Genomic DNA, 17,077 nt, shown 5'->3' with positions numbered 1-17,077 from the left:
CTCAAAATCTACGTGGGAAAGCATTTAACTTTGGTATCTATGGGCATGGACGAAGAGGCCGCCGGCGTCGTGCTGCGACGGGGAATCTACGGCTTTCAGGACGCGCAGTTGGCGGGAACGGGCGGAACATGGTAGGCGGGAACCCGTTGGTCGCGATCGACCTGGGCGCTGCAGCGAAATCTGCAAGTCTGTGCGCCAACTCACATTTCGGGACGTATCTTTCCGGTATTTTGAAGATTTTTGCGGTTGTATTCGAACCGCGACGTCAATCCTCCAGACCAATCTTGCGAGACGGCCATTGAGCGTGACAGCAGCGGCGTCAGATGAAACCCTGATTGCCCGGATCGCTCAAGGCGACCGGCTCGCCATGCAGGTGCTGTACGGACGGCACCATGTCAGGGTGTACCGTTTCGGGCTCCGGCTCGTGCGGGACGAGCAGGTCGCGGAAGACCTCATCAGCGAGGTCTTTCTCGACGTGTGGCGTCAGGCCGGCAAGTTCGAGGGCCGTTCTGCCGTCTCCACCTGGCTTCTGGCGATCACGCGGTTCAAGGCCCTGTCGGCACTTCGGCGCCGGAAGGACGTTGAGCTGGAAGACGAGGCCGCGAACGCGATCGAGGATACGTCCGACGATCCGGAGGTCGCGGTCCAGAAGAAGAATACCGGCGAAGCATTGCGCAAGTGCCTGACGGCGCTTTCGCCTGATCACCGGGAGATCGTCGATCTCGTCTACTACCACGAGAAGTCCGTGGAGGAGGTGGCCGAGATCGTCGGAATTCCGGAAAACACCGTCAAGACGCGCCTGTTCTATGCGCGCAAGAAATTGGCCGAACTCCTGAAAGCGGCCGGCATTGAGAGAGGCTGGCCATGATGGCTTTGAGCAAGATGCTGGAGCAAGAGCCCGGAGAGATCGAACTCCTGCTGCCGTGGTACGCCGCCGGCACGCTGAGCGCGCGCGACATGCGCCGGGTCGAGGAGGTGCTTGCCCACGATGCCGATCTCGCCAGGCAGTATGCAGAGATCCAGAAGGAATATGCCGAGACCATCGCGCTGAACGAAAGCCTCGGCGCGCCCTCGATGCGCGCGATGCAGAAGCTGTTCGCGGCGATCGAGGCGGATCCGATGCAAAAGCCTGCCGCGCCGCGCGGCTTCAGCGCGCGGCTGATGGATTTCTTCGACAGCTTGTCGCCGCAGACCTTGGCGTGGACCGTCAGCCTCGGCGCGCTTCTGGTGCTGGCGCAGGCCGGCGTGATCGGCGCCGTGCTGATGCGCTCGCAGACCGCGACCTATCAGACCGCCTCGGTCGAGGACAAGAACGCAGCTCCCGAGCCCGCGAGCAAACCGATGGCCGCGCCGCCGCCGCCGCCGAGCGCTGCTGCGCCGGCCCCGGCGGAGCGGACGCCCGAGAGCATGACGCGTTCGCGGATGGCCGAAGCACCGGCCCCGGCCGCTCCGCTGATCCGCGGCCTTGGATCGCAGGTCGCCGGATCGACCGCGCCCGCCTATGCGCTGGTGCGGTTCGCGCCGGATGCGCGCATGGCCGACATCTCCGCGTTGCTCGACAGCTACCAGGCGTTGATCGTCGAGGGCGCCAGAGGCGGCCTGTTCAAGCTGCAACTCGGCGATCGGCCGCTGTCGAAGGCCGAGGCCGACAGCCTGATCGGCCGTCTGGCGCGAGAGAAGATCGTCAGCCTCGCGGTGGCCGCGCAATAGGCCCGCGCCGTCCGAACGTCATTCGGAGGCTCCATGTCGTCCACTTCGCCGCTACACTTCGCCAGATCGGTGGCGATACTGATTGTCGTCGCAATGCCTGCTTTCGCGGGTGGCGACCTCAGTGCCCATGCCCAGGCGATGATGCGTTCGCCCAACATCAACATCCCGAGCCGGGTGCCGAGCATCAACCCGGGCACCGCGATGCGTGTGCCGCCGCCGACCGGGATGGCCTTGCGCCCGACCTTGCCCAATGCGCGATTTGCACCGAACCTGCAGGCGTCCTGCAACCCGGCGGATCGCAGCGTGTCGGGTGAATGTCTCGACCGCCGGTCGGTGACGGGGGACGGGCAGGGCCGGCGGTCCCAAGGAAGATTGGACAAAGGCAGGTCCGCCAAGGTGACGCAGCGCGGCGAGCCGAAAGCTGCGGCCGCGGTCGACCCGCGGACCGTCGCCAACGAGATCGTCGCCGAGATCGATGACGGTCTCTCGATCGACCAGGCCGACGCGCTGGCGCGCCGCCATGGCCTGCAGCGCATCAGCTCGCAGCGCCTTCCGCTGATCGGCGCCACCATCGGTCTGTTCAGGATCACCGATCGCCGCTCGGTGCAGGCGGTCAGCCGTGCGCTCGCGGCAGATGCCAGGGTGCGTTCGGTGCAGCCGAACTACCGCTATACGCTGCAGCAGCAGAGTGCGCCGCCTGTCGAGGGCGATCCGGCGCAATACGCGCTGGCGAAGCTGCGGCTGCCGGAAGCGCACAGGCTGGCCCAGGGCTCCAATGTCACCATCGCAGTGATCGATTCCGGGATCGATCTCAAGCACCCGGAATTCGCCGACGCGTCGTTCGACGCATTCGACGCGCTCGGCGGTGACGAGGGGCCACATGCGCACGGCACCGGCATCGCCGGCGTGATCGTGTCGCACAAGCGGTTGATGGGCAGCGCGCCCTATGCACGCATCATCGCCATCCGCGCCTTCGGCATGGCCAAGAAAGGCGGCGGGCCGGAGAGCAGCTCCTATGTGATCCTGAAGGCGCTGGACTACGCGGCCCTGCACGGCGCGCAGATCGTCAACATGAGCTTCGCCGGCCCGAAAGATGCGGTGATCGAGCGCGCGATCGCGGCCGTCGCTTCCAAGGGCGTCGTGATGGTCGCTGCGGCCGGCAATGCCGGGGCCAAGTCGCCGCCGCTCTATCCTGCGGGCAATCCGAACGTCATCGCCGTCAGTGCGACCGATGACAGGGATCAGTTGCTGCCGGCGTCGAACCGCGGCAATTACATTGCGCTGGCCGCGCCCGGCGCCGAGATCTTCCTGCCGGCGCCGGACGGAAAATATCAGATCATCTCGGGCACCTCGTTTTCCGCGGCCTATGTCAGCGGGCTTGCGGCGCTGGTGCTGGAGCGCAATCCGGCGTTGAAGCCGGAAACGGTGCGGACCGTGCTGACCGGGACCGCGCGCGATCTCGGGATCCCCGGACGCGACGATCTGTTCGGGGCAGGGGAGGCGGATGCGTTGGCGGCGGTCCAGGCCGTGGTCTCGCCGCAGGATGCGCCCGCTGCTGCTGTGCCTTCCGCGGGGCTGCAAACGGAGCCCGCGGCGGCCCGCGAGTTGCGCCCGGCGCCGGCCGCGGTGACCGAGGCATCTCCAGCCGGCGACACGCTTCGGCCGGCGCAGCAATGACGCCAACGTTTTCGTGAACGTTCCGAAATTCTCCCGCTCGTTTTGAACGTGCAGCGGGGCGGTCACGACAGAAAGCATGTGGGAGCGGTGATCCCCTCCCCAAGGCTATATACGGCGCGAGCGCCCATCCACCCCAAGCGCCCATATGGCTCGACCCGTCCGGTTGTCCCCCCGGACGGGTCTTCCATTTCTGGGCCAGGTCAAATCCCGGCGACATTGATATCCGGCAGTGTTCGCCCGCCCGATGGGCACATCTTCGGGTTGTCAGGCGATGTCGTTGGCCGCGTTCGCGTGGCTGCACTAGGCCGGATTCCGAAAAAGCACGGAGAAAATTTCCGCACGACTACGGTTTGGCCGCCAAACAACATGGCATTAGCTAGACTTTGTTAACCTTTTCCACAAAATATTCACGTCACGTTGCGTTGATTCGTGCCGAGTGCGTCCGTCCCCTTATCTCACGGGCTCCCCCCATGACACATCGACCGGACGTGACTTGCAGCCGCGAACTGGCTGGACGCTGGTGCGCGCTTGCCGAAAGGCGCCTGGACCATCTGACCGAGCTGTTCCAGAGCGGCCGCTGGCGCCGCTACTACACCGAGCAGTCGCTCCTCGACGATATCCGGCACGCCAAGGCCGCGGTGCAGACCTGGCAGGCGCTATCCCGCGCCGAGCCCGAGCAGGTGAGCATCGTGCCGAGCCAGCGGCCGGCTGCGATGGTGGCTGCGCCACCCGCTCCCGTGCGCCCCGCCGAGCCGGAGCCGATCAAACTCCGTCTCAACGAGAATCATCCCATCGAGCGGCGCCCCATCGCGCTGCCGCCCTCGCTCGAAACCATCCTTGCGGAGTCCGAGATCATCGTCGAGCCCGAGATCGAGCTGGCCGCGGATGATCTGGAACCGGACGGCGTCATCGAACCCGACTATGTGTCCGAAGATGCCATCGCGCCGGAGCCGACCGTCGCGCCGCCCCGCATCGACATGTTCGCCCTGGAGCAGGCTTTGAGCATCGGCATTCAGTCCGACGCCGAGTATGACGAGCCGGTGGTCGATCTCGACGCCATCGAGCGCCGCTATCCCGCGCTGGCGGTCGCGTTCTAGGCGCAGGGCGAGCTCCAGACCCACTCCGCATCGCAGCCAAGGGGACCGCAAGCGGCCCTCAATCTGGTCACTTGATTTCAAGACTGAATGGTCCATATATCGGTGATGAGCCGCCAGACTCCGATGCAGTTGCCGCGTGGGCGCCCGCGAAGTTTCGACATGGACGCCGCTGTCGAGCGGGCAATGGGTGTGTTTTGGTCGCGTGGCTATCACGCGACGGCGCTGCCTGATCTTCTTCAGGCGACGAAGCTCTCGCGTGGCAGCCTCTACGCCGCGTTCGGTGACAAACACTCGCTGTTCCTGCTCGCGCTTGACCGTTACATCGCCGATGCCCTGGCCCGGATGGATACCGAGCTCGACCCAAGCAGGGAGCCGGTCGACGGCCTGCGGGCCTATCTTGCCGGCTACGTCGACCGCACCTGCGGGGCCAAGGGTCGGCGCGGCTGCCTGCTGGTGGCGACAGCCATGGAGCTTGCTGGCCAGGACACCGAAGTTGGTCGGCGCATCGCGAGTTTCTTCAAGGCCATGGAGATCCGGGTGGCTGGTGCACTGTCCCGCGCGAAGATGGCGGGCAAGCTGGCCGATGGTGTCGAACCTTCGAGTGCCGCGCGAATTCTCGTCTGTTTCGTTGAGGGGCTGCGCGTGGTCGGCAAGACGGGGCCGACGCCGATCACATCGCAAGCCACCGTTGACGCGCTTCTCGACCGCTTCATTCGATAGAGACCGTTGAGCGCCTTGCTTTCGAGTCGCCTATATCTGGACCGATCAGTCCTTAAATGGAGAATGCCATGACCATCGTCCAGATTCTCTGCTCGGTGGCCGTTCCACTACTGTGGGGTTATCAGTTCGTCGTCATCAAAGTGGGGGTGACGGAGTTTCCGCCGCTGTTCTTTCTCGCGCTTCGATTTCTGGCCATCGCGCTGCTGCTCGTTCCGTTCGTCAAAAGGCCGACGCGTCAACAGCTCGGTCACATCGCAGTCATTTCCGTTTTCCTGGGCGGCCTGAACTTCGGGCTGTTCTATGTTGGTCTTGGGCTCGGCTCGGGAAGCATGTCTGCCGTCGCCTATCAACTCGCCACGCCCTTCACCGTCCTGTTGGCGTGGCCGCTGCTGGCGGAGAAGCCGTCCCTCTCCACATGCGCTGGAGTAGGGCTTGCATTCGCCGGCGTGGTCGTGCTGGCGGCCGAGCCGGGTCTGACGGCAAACGTGCTCCCGCTGCTGCTGGTGGTTGGCGCAGCCTTCGCATTCGCGGTGTCCAACGTCCTGACCAAGCGCTACGGCCCTTTTGAACCGCTGATGCTGATGGGATGGTCATCGCTGCTCACCGTGCCGCAAGTCATGGTCATGTCGTCGTTCCTCGAATATGGCCAGGTGGCGAGCCTTGCCGCGGCGGATGAACGCGGATGGCTGGCGCTCGCCTACACGGTCTTCATCGGCGGAATTGTCGGGTTTGGCGTCTGGTTCTGGTTGATCGCCCGCTACTCCATGAGCCGCGTCGCACCGTTCAGCCTGCTGCTTCCGGTGTTCGCCTTGATCTCGAGCGTATTGTTCCTGGACGAACGGATGACACCGAAGCTGATTGCGGGCGGGCTGCTGGCGATCACCGGCGTCGCGATCACACAAGTGAGGCCGAGCGCTCGGCCGATTTGAAGCGGCGGCTCAGCTTCGTCGCACCGCGTTGCCGCTGACCACGAGCTGCGCATAGCCTTGCGTCCCGTCGCGCGTCAGGTCCGATGTCACCGGCTTGATGTGATCGAGTCCGATCACCGCGCCGCGCGGGGTGCCGGAGATCATGTTGTTGCTGACGAGCGCCGTGCCCGCGCCCGGAACGACGGACACGCCGACGCCCGCGAGCGCATTGCGAATGACGTTGCCGGAGATCACGACGTCCCTGAGATAGCGGCCCCAGCCGGCGACGATACCGTAGGACGGGGCGTTCTCGACGACATTGCCCGTCACCGAGGAGTCCGCCTCGACATAGATCCCGATGCCGGCATCGTCGTCAGGTGCTGTGCCGATCGGCCGCTTCGGGATCAGATTGCGGATGATGTTGCCCTGGACCACCGCGATGCGGCCGCCTTCGTTGAAGTTGCAGACGGAGACGCCGAAGGCGGCACCATCCACCGTATTGCCTGAGATAACGGCGCCCTCGAATGCGAACTCCGAGTAGAGCGCGACCTCGCGCACGTCGCTGACGCTGTTGCCGACGATCTGGATGTTCGAGGCCGAGTTGCCGCGCACTGCCGAGTAGTCGCAGTTCCTGATGCGGTTGCCGCTGATGATGACGTTGCCGGCGCGAAAGGCGTTGATGGCGTTGCCGTACTGGCCCGAGCCGCCGGGGCCGGCCTTGATGTCCTCGATCCGATTGTCGAGCACCATCGTGCCGTCGTCGCCGATCGCAGTGCGCAGGATCTCGATGCCGTTGTCGCGGGTGCCGTTGATGGTGTTGCGCGACACGATCAGGCCGAGCGCGTCGAACGACACGATGGCGGTGACCGCGATGTCGGTGATCACGTTGCCGCTGACGTCGCCCGAGACCTGCTCGAGCCAGATGCCGCTGCCGCCGGAGCGGGTGATCTCGCAATCGGAGATACGGGCGTCGCGGCTAGCGGCGACATGGAGCAGGCCGCGGCGCTGGGGCAGGGCGATGCCGCCGCCGTCGAGCGCGATGCCGCTGACGCCGAGGCCGTCAGCGCCTTCTGCTGACAGCATCGACGGGCCGCCACCGGTGAACACGAGCTTGGCGGCGCCGCGGACGCCGACCAAGTGGCTGCCCCTGGCGAGGCGCAGCATCGAGGTCCTATAGGTGCCTGGCGGCAGCGCCAGCGGCGCCTGCGCGCGGGCGGCCTCGTCGATCGCACGCTGCAGCGCGCGAGTCTGGTCGTCGGGACTGTTGGGCTTGACGCCATACTGTGTGGCGTCGCGCCCGAGCGCGGAGATCAAGGGGGCGGCCTGTGCGACATCCGCCGGCAGGGCCAATGCCCCGGCGGCGCCGGCAGCCGATCCAGCCAGAATGCGGCGGCGATTGACATCCATGGTCAGTGTCTCACGCAAAAGATGATGTGCGGCCACGACTTAAGCTGAAAGCCTCAAAGCTGATGCTGAGGATGAGCGCCTGCGCCCGGGATTGTTGGCGATAGGGTTAAATCTTCACGTCAGATCGCCGCTGGCGTGGGGTTGCCCGTCGAACCGGTGAGCCTCTCCCGAGGGAACCAATGGGACTCGCGGACATTGTTCCCGCAATGGATCGGCGAGGAGAGGGTCATGCATCTGTCAAATGAGAGTCTACTGGTTATTCTGTTCGTCGGCATCGTCGCCGGGTGGCTCGCGGGCCGCGTCATGGAGGGCGGCGGTTTCGGCCTGATCGGCGACCTGGTCGTCGGTCTCGTCGGCGCCTTCATCGGCAACTGGCTGTTGCCGCAGCTCGGAATCCATCTGGGCGTCGGACTGGTCGCCGCGATCATCAACGCCTTCATCGGCGCCGTGGTCCTGCTGCTCCTGCTGCGCCTGATCGGCGGGGGATTTGGCGGTCGGCGCCGTTGGAGCATCTGACACAGCGCTAACGGTCAGCGGTCATACCATTATCGACGTCAGCTCGTGCGACAGGTCGCCTGTCGCACGAGCTTGACCAGCTCCATCAGCATCGCTTCGCCGGCATCGACCAGCCCCTCCAGCGTGATGCGCGAACTGCCTTGCGGCAACGCCATGCCGGCGCGCGGCAAGGGAGGAATATGGACGAAGGCGGCGACCCGCGGCCCTTCGGCGGCTTTGGTCGCCTCGATCGCGCGCCAGCTCAGATAGTTGCAGAGATAGCTGCCGGCATCGCGCGAGGCCCGGGCATCGATGCCGGTGGCGCGCGCCGCGCGCAGCAGCCGCGCCATGTGCGGACCGAACGTCGCCGGATGTGCGCCCGGCGCGATCACGCCCTTGCGCGCGACGTGGCGATCGGCATCGGGGAAGGTCGTGGTGATCGCGTTGCGCGCGCGGGTCTCGATGCGTAGGTATGATGTTCGCCCGGCGAGGCCGAACATCAGGAGCGCATGCGGGCGCCGCTCGGCGATCAGGGCGGGCAGCTCGCGATCCACGGTCGCGTAGGTCACGTGAAAGATGTGGCTCGTGACGTCAACGTCGTCCAGCGCCGGCCGCCGCAGCTCTGACAGCCGCCTCACCAGCGCCATGGTCGGATTGAGCGGCGCGCCGGGAAACGGGCCGAAGCCGGTGATCAGGATGCGCGGCCGCTCGCTCATGTCAGCATCTCCGCGAGTTGCTCGGCGGCGAGCGCCGGCGCGACGCGGCCCTCGGCGACGTCGCTCTCCAGCCTCTTCACCTTCGCGCGGATGGATGGATCGGTGCGCAGCCGCGCCATCAGGCGCCGCTCCAGCATGGTCCACATCCATTTCACCTGCTGGTCGCGGCGACGGGCGGCGAATTCTCCGGAGGCGATCATCGCCTTGCGATGGTCGAGGACCTTCTGCCACAGCTCGGCAATGCCCGTCCCGGCCATCGCCGAATAGGTCACGACCGGCGGATGCCAGTGCTCGGAGCGGGGGCTGAGCAGATGCAATGCGCCGCGATAGTCGGCGGCGGTGATGTTGGCGCGCTTGACGTTGTCGCCATCGGCCTTGTTGATCGCGATCATGTCGGCGAGCTCGATCAGGCCCTTCTTGATGCCCTGCAGCTCGTCGCCGCCGCCGGGCAGCATCAGCGCGAGGAAGAAATCGGTCATGTCGCAGACCGCGGTCTCGGATTGGCCGATGCCCACCGTCTCGACCAGGATCACGTCGAAGCCTGCGGCCTCACACAGCAGCATCGCCTCGCGCGTCTTGGCGGCGACGCCGCCGAGCGTGCCCGACGAGGGCGAGGGGCGGATGAAGGCGTGCTCGTGATGCGACAATCGCGCCATCCGCGTCTTGTCGCCCAGGATCGAACCGCCGGTGCGCGCCGACGAGGGGTCGACCGCGAGCACCGCGACCTTGTGGCCCTGTTCGATCAGATACATGCCGAGCGCATCGATCGTGGTGGACTTGCCGACGCCGGGCGAGCCGGTGATGCCGACCCGGATCGCGTGCCCCGTCCGTGGCAGCAGTGCCTGCACCAGCTCCCGCGCGGCGGCCTGGTGGTCGGCGCGGCGGCTCTCGACCAAGGTGATCGCACGCGCCAGCGCCGCGCGGCTGCCGGCGCTGATATCGTCGGCCAAGGCCGTGGTATTTGGCGAAGGAGAACGAGAGGACATGCGCCCGTTATAGCGGATGCGAGCGGCCCGGCCAGCTAGTTCTCCTCCGCATCCCCCTTCGGCCTCGCGCCGCCGAAGATCGCCTGCCCCTCCGCGCTGAGATAGGGCTTCAGCGTTTCCCAGGGCACGAAGGCGACATAGTCGCCCTCCGCGTAGGCGCCGACGGCGTAGGGCGGATAGTGGAAGGTGAGGCCCGAGCTCTTGCCGGCCAGCGTCGAGGGCGCGAGCGTGACGGCGCCAATGCCGAGCAGCTTCGGCTCGACGCTCTTCAACCACCACTCGTCAGTGTCGCCGGCGTCGCGCGCCTTCTTCTCTGCCCGCAGCGAGGCGATGATCGCCTTGCTGATCGCGGTCATGGTCGGACCGTTGTCGGCGGTCTCGTTGAAGAACGGGCGGATCGAGATGCGCTTGGCGGCGGCCTTGTCCCAGAGGATGGTGTCGACCGTCCGGTTGGGATGGGCGCCATGCGTGTCCATGTAGTCGTTGCGCAGCACGCTGACATAGCGATCGGCGACGATCGAACGCACCGAATAGTCGCGGCCATAGGTGTAAGGGCCGTCGCGGAACAGTTCCTTGTCCGCCTTGTAGTCCTTGGCGGCGTCCGCAGCCTGCTTGTCCATCCACTTGCGGCCTTCGGCGAGGCAATTCGCGGCGAGCGCCGGATCGGCCTTGACGTCGGCACTCAGCGTGACGCTGGCCTCGGCGGCCTTGGTCTTGATCGACGCATCGGGCTTGGCTTCGGCGGCGATCGCCGGCGAGAGGGTGAGCAGGCCGAACAGGGCGGCGACAAGCAGTTTGGTAGAATACATGAGACTTGTGATCCGGGTTTGGTGGTCTGTGCGCGCACCTACCGCAAAGGTTCGATCGTGCCCAGATCGAACGCGCGGCGATTGACTACAGCGCGTCAATAGCTCGACGCTCTCAGGAATGGACGCAAGACAATGTCGAGATTCCGGGTTCAAGGCCTTTGGCATTGCCCCGGAATGACGGTGGGGCGTGACGCAGTCGGACTACTCCGCCGCCTCGCTGTGGCCCAGCCGCGCGTTGAGCTTGTGGATCAGCTCCTCGGCGGCGTCGGCGATCACGGTGCCCGGCGGGAAGATCGCCTCGGCGCCGGCCTTGTAGAGCGCATCGTAATCCTGCGGCGGCACCACGCCGCCGACGATGATCATGATGTCCTCGCGGCCCTGCTTCTTGAGCGCGGCCTTCAGCTCCGGCACCGCGGTGAGATGGGCGGCCGCCAGCGACGAGACGCCGAGAATGTGCACGTCGTTCTCGACCGCCTGCCGCGCCGCCTCGTCGGCGGTGGCGAACAGCGGCCCGATGTCGACGTCGAAGCCGATGTCGGCGAACGCCGACGCAATCACCTTCTGGCCGCGGTCGTGGCCGTCCTGTCCGATCTTGGCAACCAGGATGCGGGGACGGCGGCCCTCGGCCTCCTCGAACGCCTCGATCAGCGCCTGCAGCTTCTCGGCTTTGCCGGACATGGCGGCGATCTCCCGCTTGTAGACGCCGGTGATGGACTTGATCTCGGCGCGATGGCGGCCGAACACCTTTTCCATCGCGTCGGAGATCTCGCCGACGGTGGCCTTGGCGCGCGCCGCGTCGATCGCGAGCGCCAGCAGATTGCCGTTGCCGTCGCCGGCCGAGCGCGTGAGCGCCGACAGCGCCGCATCGACCTCGGCCTGCTTGCGCTCGGATCTCAGCCGGCTGAGCTTGTCGATCTGCAGCCGGCGGACGGTGGAATTGTCGACCTTGAGCACGTCGAGCGGCGGCTCGTCGGTCGGCTTGTACTTGTTGACGCCGATCACCGACTGGCGGCCGGTGTCGATGCGGGCTTGCGTCTTGGCCGAGGCCTCCTCGATGCGCAGCTTCGGCACGCCGGCCTCGATCGCCTTGGCCATGCCGCCGAGCTCCTCGATCTCCTGGATGTGGCCCCAGGCTTTTGCGGCGAGATCGCGGGTGAGGCGCTCGACGTAGTACGAGCCGCCCCAGGGATCGATGATGCGCGTGGTGCCGCTCTCCTGCTGCAGGAACAATTGCGTGTTGCGGGCGATGCGGGCGGAGAAGTCGGTCGGCAGCGCGAGCGCTTCGTCGAGCGCGTTGGTGTGCAACGACTGCGTATGGCCCTGGGTCGCCGCCATCGCCTCGACGGCGGTGCGCACGACGTTGTTGTAGACGTCTTGCGCGGTCAGCGACCAACCCGAGGTCTGGCTGTGGGTGCGCAGGGACAGCGAGCGCGGATCCTTCGGGTTGAACGGCTTCAGCAGCTTCGCCCACAACAGCCGCGCGGCGCGCAGCTTGGCGACCTCCATGAAGAAGTTCATGCCGATCGCCCAGAAGAACGACAGCCGTGGTGCGAAGCGGTCGACGTCGAGACCCGCGGCGATGCCGGCGCGCAGATATTCGACGCCGTCGGCGAGCGTGTAGGCGAGCTCGAGATCCTGCGTCGCGCCGGCCTCCTGCATGTGGTAGCCGGAGATCGAGATCGAGTTGAACTTCGGCATCTTCTGCGAGGTGAAGGCAAAGATGTCGGAGATGATCCGCATCGAGGGAGACGGCGGATAGATGTAGGTGTTGCGCACCATGAACTCTTTCAGAATGTCGTTCTGAATGGTGCCCGACAATTTCTCCGGCGGCACGCCTTGCTCCTCGGCGGCGACGACGAACAGCGCGAGGATCGGCAGCACGGCGCCGTTCATGGTCATCGACACGCTCATCTGGTCGAGCGGAATGCCGGCGAACAAGGTGCGCATGTCGTAGATCGAGTCGATCGCGACGCCGGCCATGCCGACATCGCCGCCGACGCGCGGATGGTCGGAATCATAGCCGCGATGGGTGGCGAGATCGAATGCGACCGACAGGCCCTTCTGGCCCGCGGCGAGGTTGCGGCGGTAGAACGCGTTGGAATCCTCCGCCGTGGAGAAGCCGGCATATTGCCGGACCGTCCAGGGCTGGTTGACATACATGGTCGGGTACGGACCGCGCATAAACGGCGCGATGCCCGGCCAGGTGTCGAGGAAGTCGATGCCGGCGAGATCGGCCTCGCCATAGGCCGGCTTCACCGGAATGCCTTCGGGCGTGAGCCACGGCTCGGCGTGGCCTGCGGGAGCCGGCGTGGCCGTGGGCTCGAACGCGATCGCGGTGAAATCGGGAATGCGGCTCATGGCCTGGCGTCCTCGTCTCTCAATCATGGTCCGGATGCTGATGGCTGACGATGGTCGCCATCTTCTCCGGTCCATAGTTCTGTTGTGTCGTCTGGCTCGGCAGATTGGCGATCGCGACCACCCAGCCAAGTCGCGACTCCGAGCCATATTGTCGCGTCGGCACCACCCGGTCCGGCCGGTCGAAGCTGCCGGTCATGATCTCGATCCGCGGCCCATCAATACGCCCGAAGCCGAGCGGCGTGCCGCAGGCGGGACAGAAGAAGCGCTCGGCGATCGTGGATGAACGGAACGCGGCGGGCTGACCGCGCGTCCAGGCGAAGTGCTCGCGGTCGATCTCAGCGAACGAGGCGAACGGCGCGCCGGAGGCTTTCTGGCACATCCGGCAATGACAGATGCTGACCTTGTTCGGCGTGGTCTTGAACGCGAAGCGGACGGCACCGCATTGGCAGCCGCCGGTCAGGAGAGGCTTGGTGTCGTCGGTCATGCTCACTCCAGATGCGTATAGGCGTCTTCGAGCGTCTTCAGCGCGTCGCCGCCGGCGGACACGAAGCTGCCGATTCCGGCCTCGCGCAGCGCGGCCTCCTGCTCGCTGCCGCGGCCTGCCAGATAGATATGTCGCGCGCCCGCGGCCTGAAGGGCCTTGGCCGCCGGAACCGCGGCGTCGGCATAGACCTTGTCGGACGAGCAGAGGCAGGCGATGGCGGCGCCGGAGGCGCGGAAGGCGGCAGCCAGCGCGGCCGGATCCGAAGCGCCCGCGCCATCGATCGCCGCGATGCCGCCGGCCTCGAAGAAGCTGCGGGCGAAAGTCGCGCGTGCGGTGAAATCGGCGGCGGTGCCGAGATTGGCGAGGAAGATCGAGGGGCGCTGTCCCTTGCTCTTCAACAGGGCGCCGGAGCGATCACGCAGCTTCTCGAACCCGTCTGCGAGACGGATGGGCGCGAGCGCCGTGAAGGTGAGCGCAGCCTTGGCTGTCGCCTGCGGAGCCAGCGGTGCAACCGCTTCGACCGCGACCTCGGCCTCGTTGAGATTTGGAAACTCGCTGGCGCCGGTCAGCACGTCGCGACGCCTGGCGATGTTGGCATTCCGCGCCGCCTTCACCGCGGCGACCTTGGACTGGATCAGCCCAGCCTGCAAGGCAGCCACGACGCCACCGGCCTTTTCGATCTCCTGGAACAGTGCCCAGGCGGTAACGCACAACTCGCTGGTCAGCGCCTCGATGCCGCCGGCGCCGGCGGAGGGATCGGCGACGCGGGCGAGATTGCTCTCCTCCAGCAGCACCAATTGCGTGTTGCGGGCGACACGGCGCGCGAATGCGTCGGGCAGGCCGAGTGCGGCCGTGTGCGGCAGCACCGTCACGGCGTTGGCGCCGCCCAATCCGGCCGCGAACGTCGCAATGGTTGCGCGCAGCATGTTCACGTAAGGGTCGCGCCGGGTGAGCATGCGCCACGCTGTCTCGCCCGAGATGAAGAGCGGCTTCGGTGCCAGCCCGCACGCTTCCTCGATGCGCGCCCACAGCCGCCGCAGGCTGCGGAATTTTGCCAGCGTGAGAAACTGATCGGTGTCGGCGGCGAGCCGGCCATAGATCATGCCGCGCGCGGTCTCGAGCGCGATGCCTTCGGCTTCGAGCGCCCGCAGATAGGTGACACCAGAGGCGAGCACGAAAGCGAGCTCCTGCGCCTCCGATCCGCCGGCGTCGTGCACGACCCGGCCGTCCGCGGCGAAGAACGGGCCTTTGAAGCCGGCCTCGTGCAGTTGCTTGACCAGCGCGCCCGAGTTGCCGCCGAGCATCGATGCGTCATGTGAGCTTGCGCCGCGACTGGCAGCATCCCCGATCGGATCGAGGCCGAATCGGATGTCGCAGCCAGCGGCCTCGACGCCGCGCTGCTTGACGTAGTCGGCGAGAAGCGAGGCGGGCGAGACCGATTCACCGAGCTGCAATTCGATTGCAATCGCAGCATCGAGATGCACGCCGTCGAGCGCGCGCGCCACTGCGTCGGCGCTGGCGGCGAGGCCGAAGCCGTGTGCGGCATTCGACCCGGCGAACACCAGCGACAAGCCGGTCGCGCCGTTCTCGAGGTCGATCAGCGCCTGCGCATTGGCCTTGGCCGGATCGGGATGATCGACGCGCTGCATGATCTGCCATGGCGCCGATGCTGAGCGGCCTGCGACCGGCGCGGCATGCTTGGCGCGCGGATAGATCGGCTGGATCTGGAGCCCGTCATAGGTCTTGCCGACCAGCTTCTCGAAAGCCGCGCCCTTCAGCACGCCATCGACCAGCTTGCGCCAGTCCGCCTCGCTGGCCGGAGCAAAATCGGCAGCCAGTCGCAGATCGTCGGTCTCGGTCGTCATGTCGGCACGCGTCTCCCGGGGCGTCTGTTATCGCGATTGTTGTGGCGCAAAATGCCACGTCAGGGGGGCCAAGCCAAACGGTTGTTTGGCCGGAGACGTCAGCTATTCGGCTGGCAGCGGCCGGATTCCGTCGCGCGAAACGGCGCGCAGGGCCTCATCGACCCGGCGGCCGGCAATCCGTCGCGCCGGCACGATCTCGGCCAGCGGCACCAGTACGAAGCCGCGTTCGAACAGCCGGGGGTGTGGCAACGTGAGATCGGGCGTGTCGATCGCGAAATCGTCGTAGGCGATCAGATCGAGGTCGAGCGTCCGCGGACCCCACCGCGTCTCCTGCGCGCGATTGCGGCCGAACATGCGCTCGACCGCATGCAGAACGCCGAGCAGCGGCCGTGGGGGCATCGCGGTCGCGATCTCGATGCAGGCATTGATGAAGGGCGGCTGCTGCTCCTCGCCCCATGGCGGAGTGATGTAGTCGGACGACCGCGCGACAAGCGCCGCCGAGGCGCGCGCACAGATCTCCGGAATGGCGCGCCGGAACGTCGCCCTGACGTCGCCGACATTGCCGCCGAGAGCAATCAGCGCGCTCGCCATCGCCGTCATGGATGCCGCGAGCGCGTCAGCACGACGCCGACATCCTCGAAGATGGCGGCGATCGGCGCATGCGGCTTATGCACCGTGACCTTGACGGCGCGAATGCGGGCGAAGGTCGACAGGATCGCATCGGCCACCGCGCCGGCCGCGCGTTCGAGCAGGCGGTAGTTGACGTCCTTGAACGCCGCGGTCGCGGTCTCCACCACGTCGGAATAGGACACGGTGTCGGCGAGGCGGTCGCTGCGTGAAGAGTCCGACAGATCGGTGTAGAGCTCGAGGTCGATGACGAAGCGCTGGCCGACCTCGCTCTCATGCTCCATCACGCCATGACGCGCGTGGATGAGAACGCCCTTGATGAAGATCGTGTCGGTCATCCCAGTGCCTCGATTGCGGCGGCCACGCGCACGGCCTGAACCGTCTCGGCGACGTCATGCGCCCGGATGATTGCAGCACCGCGCCGAGCCGCAATCAGATGCGCCGCGATCGAGCCGCCGAGCCGCTCCTGCGGCTCCGACGCCACCACGGTGCTGATGAAACGTTTTCGCGACGCGCCGACCAGCAGCGGCAGCCCGAAGCGCGCGAATGCGTCGAGCCGCGCCAGTGCGGTCATGCTCTGCTGCGCCGTCTTGCCGAAGCCGATGCCGGGATCGAGCACGATGTTACCAATGGGGATGCCGGCCTTGGCGGCGATGTCGAGCGAGCGCGCGAAGAAGCCCAGCATGTCTTCGATGATGTCGATCTCCGGATCGACGGCAGCGCGGTTGTGCATCACCACGACCGGCGCGCCATGCGCCGCGACGACCGCGGCCATCGCGGGATCGCGCTGCAGACCCCACACATCGTTGGCGATCGCAGCACCACGGTTCAGCGCGTAGTCTACAACTTGAGATTTCATGCTGTCGATCGACACGGGGACGCCGAGTGCGACGATCGCGGGCAGGATCGGCTGCAGGCGCGCCAGCTCCTCCTCGGCCGTGACCGGCACCGCGCCCTTGTAGGGCCGGGTGGACTCGGCGCCGATGTCGATGATGTCGGCGCCGGCCGCGATCATGCGCTCGGCCTGCGCGATCGCCCGCTCCGGTGCATCGAAACGGCCGCCGTCCGAGAACGAATCCGGCGTGACGTTCAGGATGCCCATCACCGCCGGGAATGGACGCGCCAGCCACAGCCGCAGCAGCGGGTGGCTCGACGTGAGGTCCGAGGCGGAGTGCGGCGAAATGGCGCTCATGGGCGCCGCTTTGCGCGGTTGCCACC

Annotated in this window: 17 protein-coding genes; 7 read left to right on the top strand and 10 right to left on the bottom strand. The window is 66.5% G+C overall.

Annotation, left to right across the window (positions count from 1 at the left end):
- Positions 1-298: 298 nt before the first annotated feature.
- From QW868_RS12195 to QW868_RS12170, 6 genes are all read left to right on the top strand, one after another.
- The gene (locus QW868_RS12195; RefSeq protein ID WP_008961196.1) at positions 299-868 is read left to right on the top strand and encodes a sigma-70 family RNA polymerase sigma factor; all 570 of its coding nucleotides are present in this window, start codon (positions 299-301) and stop codon (positions 866-868) included.
- Positions 865-1,710: a hypothetical protein gene (locus tag QW868_RS12190; protein ID WP_316230656.1), complete on the top strand. Its 846-nt coding sequence runs from the start codon at positions 865-867 to the stop codon at positions 1,708-1,710. Before QW868_RS12195 ends, QW868_RS12190 begins: the two co-directional genes overlap by 4 nt.
- A gap of 33 nt (positions 1,711-1,743) precedes the next feature.
- Positions 1,744-3,387, top strand: coding sequence for a S8 family serine peptidase (locus QW868_RS12185; protein ID WP_316230655.1), 1,644 nt, complete (start codon positions 1,744-1,746; stop codon positions 3,385-3,387).
- A 470-nt stretch (positions 3,388-3,857) separates the two neighbouring features.
- Positions 3,858-4,484 (top strand): TIGR03809 family protein, encoded by a 627-nt coding sequence (locus tag QW868_RS12180; RefSeq protein WP_316230654.1) that lies wholly within the window; start codon positions 3,858-3,860, stop codon positions 4,482-4,484.
- A gap of 123 nt (positions 4,485-4,607) precedes the next feature.
- On the top strand, positions 4,608-5,204 hold the full coding sequence (locus QW868_RS12175) for a TetR/AcrR family transcriptional regulator (protein ID WP_316230686.1): 597 nt from the start codon (positions 4,608-4,610) through the stop codon (positions 5,202-5,204).
- 68 nt (positions 5,205-5,272) lie between these two features.
- On the top strand, positions 5,273-6,133 hold the full coding sequence (locus QW868_RS12170) for a DMT family transporter (protein WP_315777538.1): 861 nt from the start codon (positions 5,273-5,275) through the stop codon (positions 6,131-6,133).
- A 9-nt stretch (positions 6,134-6,142) separates the two neighbouring features.
- Here the strand turns inward: QW868_RS12170 and QW868_RS12165 are convergent, their stop codons facing one another.
- Positions 6,143-7,519, bottom strand: coding sequence for a TIGR03808 family TAT-translocated repetitive protein (locus tag QW868_RS12165; protein WP_316230653.1), 1,377 nt, complete (start codon positions 7,517-7,519; stop codon positions 6,143-6,145).
- A 228-nt stretch (positions 7,520-7,747) separates the two neighbouring features.
- On the opposite strand from QW868_RS12165, the gene QW868_RS12160 reads away from it, so the two are divergent.
- Positions 7,748-8,035 carry a GlsB/YeaQ/YmgE family stress response membrane protein gene (locus QW868_RS12160; protein ID WP_315739884.1) on the top strand — a complete coding sequence of 96 codons (288 nt, stop codon included), beginning with the start codon at positions 7,748-7,750 and terminating at the stop codon, positions 8,033-8,035.
- 38 nt (positions 8,036-8,073) lie between these two features.
- Here the strand turns inward: QW868_RS12160 and QW868_RS12155 are convergent, their stop codons facing one another.
- The 9 genes from QW868_RS12155 to folP all read right to left on the bottom strand — a co-directional run bounded on the left by QW868_RS12155 (position 8,074) and on the right by folP (position 17,051).
- Positions 8,074-8,730, bottom strand: a complete 657-nt coding sequence (locus tag QW868_RS12155) for a pyroglutamyl-peptidase I (RefSeq protein ID WP_316230652.1) — start codon at positions 8,728-8,730, stop codon at positions 8,074-8,076.
- Positions 8,727-9,716 carry a methylmalonyl Co-A mutase-associated GTPase MeaB gene (gene meaB, locus QW868_RS12150; protein WP_316230651.1) on the bottom strand — a complete coding sequence of 330 codons (990 nt, stop codon included), beginning with the start codon at positions 9,714-9,716 and terminating at the stop codon, positions 8,727-8,729. The genes QW868_RS12155 and meaB overlap by 4 nt, the downstream gene beginning before the upstream one ends.
- Positions 9,717-9,751: 35 nt before the next feature.
- Positions 9,752-10,525 carry an RsiV family protein gene (locus QW868_RS12145; protein ID WP_316230650.1) on the bottom strand — a complete coding sequence of 258 codons (774 nt, stop codon included), beginning with the start codon at positions 10,523-10,525 and terminating at the stop codon, positions 9,752-9,754.
- Between the two features lie 201 nt (positions 10,526-10,726).
- On the bottom strand, positions 10,727-12,883 hold the full coding sequence (gene scpA, locus QW868_RS12140; protein WP_316230649.1) for a methylmalonyl-CoA mutase: 2,157 nt from the start codon (positions 12,881-12,883) through the stop codon (positions 10,727-10,729).
- A gap of 19 nt (positions 12,884-12,902) precedes the next feature.
- A complete protein-coding gene (locus QW868_RS12135) occupies positions 12,903-13,367 on the bottom strand; it encodes a GFA family protein (RefSeq protein ID WP_315716096.1) in 465 nt (154 codons plus the stop codon).
- A gap of 2 nt (positions 13,368-13,369) precedes the next feature.
- Entirely contained in the window at positions 13,370-15,232 is a 1,863-nt protein-coding gene (locus tag QW868_RS12130; RefSeq protein WP_316230648.1) for a methylmalonyl-CoA mutase subunit beta, read from the bottom strand.
- A 102-nt stretch (positions 15,233-15,334) separates the two neighbouring features.
- The gene (gene folK / locus QW868_RS12125; protein ID WP_316230685.1) at positions 15,335-15,823 is read right to left on the bottom strand and encodes a 2-amino-4-hydroxy-6-hydroxymethyldihydropteridine diphosphokinase; all 489 of its coding nucleotides are present in this window, start codon (positions 15,821-15,823) and stop codon (positions 15,335-15,337) included.
- 5 nt (positions 15,824-15,828) lie between these two features.
- Complete coding sequence (gene folB / locus QW868_RS12120; protein ID WP_009028138.1) at positions 15,829-16,197, bottom strand: dihydroneopterin aldolase; 369 nt, start codon at positions 16,195-16,197, stop codon at positions 15,829-15,831.
- Positions 16,194-17,051 (bottom strand): dihydropteroate synthase, encoded by an 858-nt coding sequence (gene folP, locus QW868_RS12115; RefSeq protein WP_316230647.1) that lies wholly within the window; start codon positions 17,049-17,051, stop codon positions 16,194-16,196. Before folP ends, folB begins: the two co-directional genes overlap by 4 nt.
- Positions 17,052-17,077: the final 26 nt, after the last annotated feature.

It is taken from the genome of Bradyrhizobium sp. SZCCHNR1051, from assembly GCF_032489615.1.
GTDB lineage: Bacteria > Pseudomonadota > Alphaproteobacteria > Rhizobiales > Xanthobacteraceae > Bradyrhizobium.
Note: the sequence above shows the minus strand (reverse complement) of the source record. Positions and strands in the feature narration are given on the sequence as shown.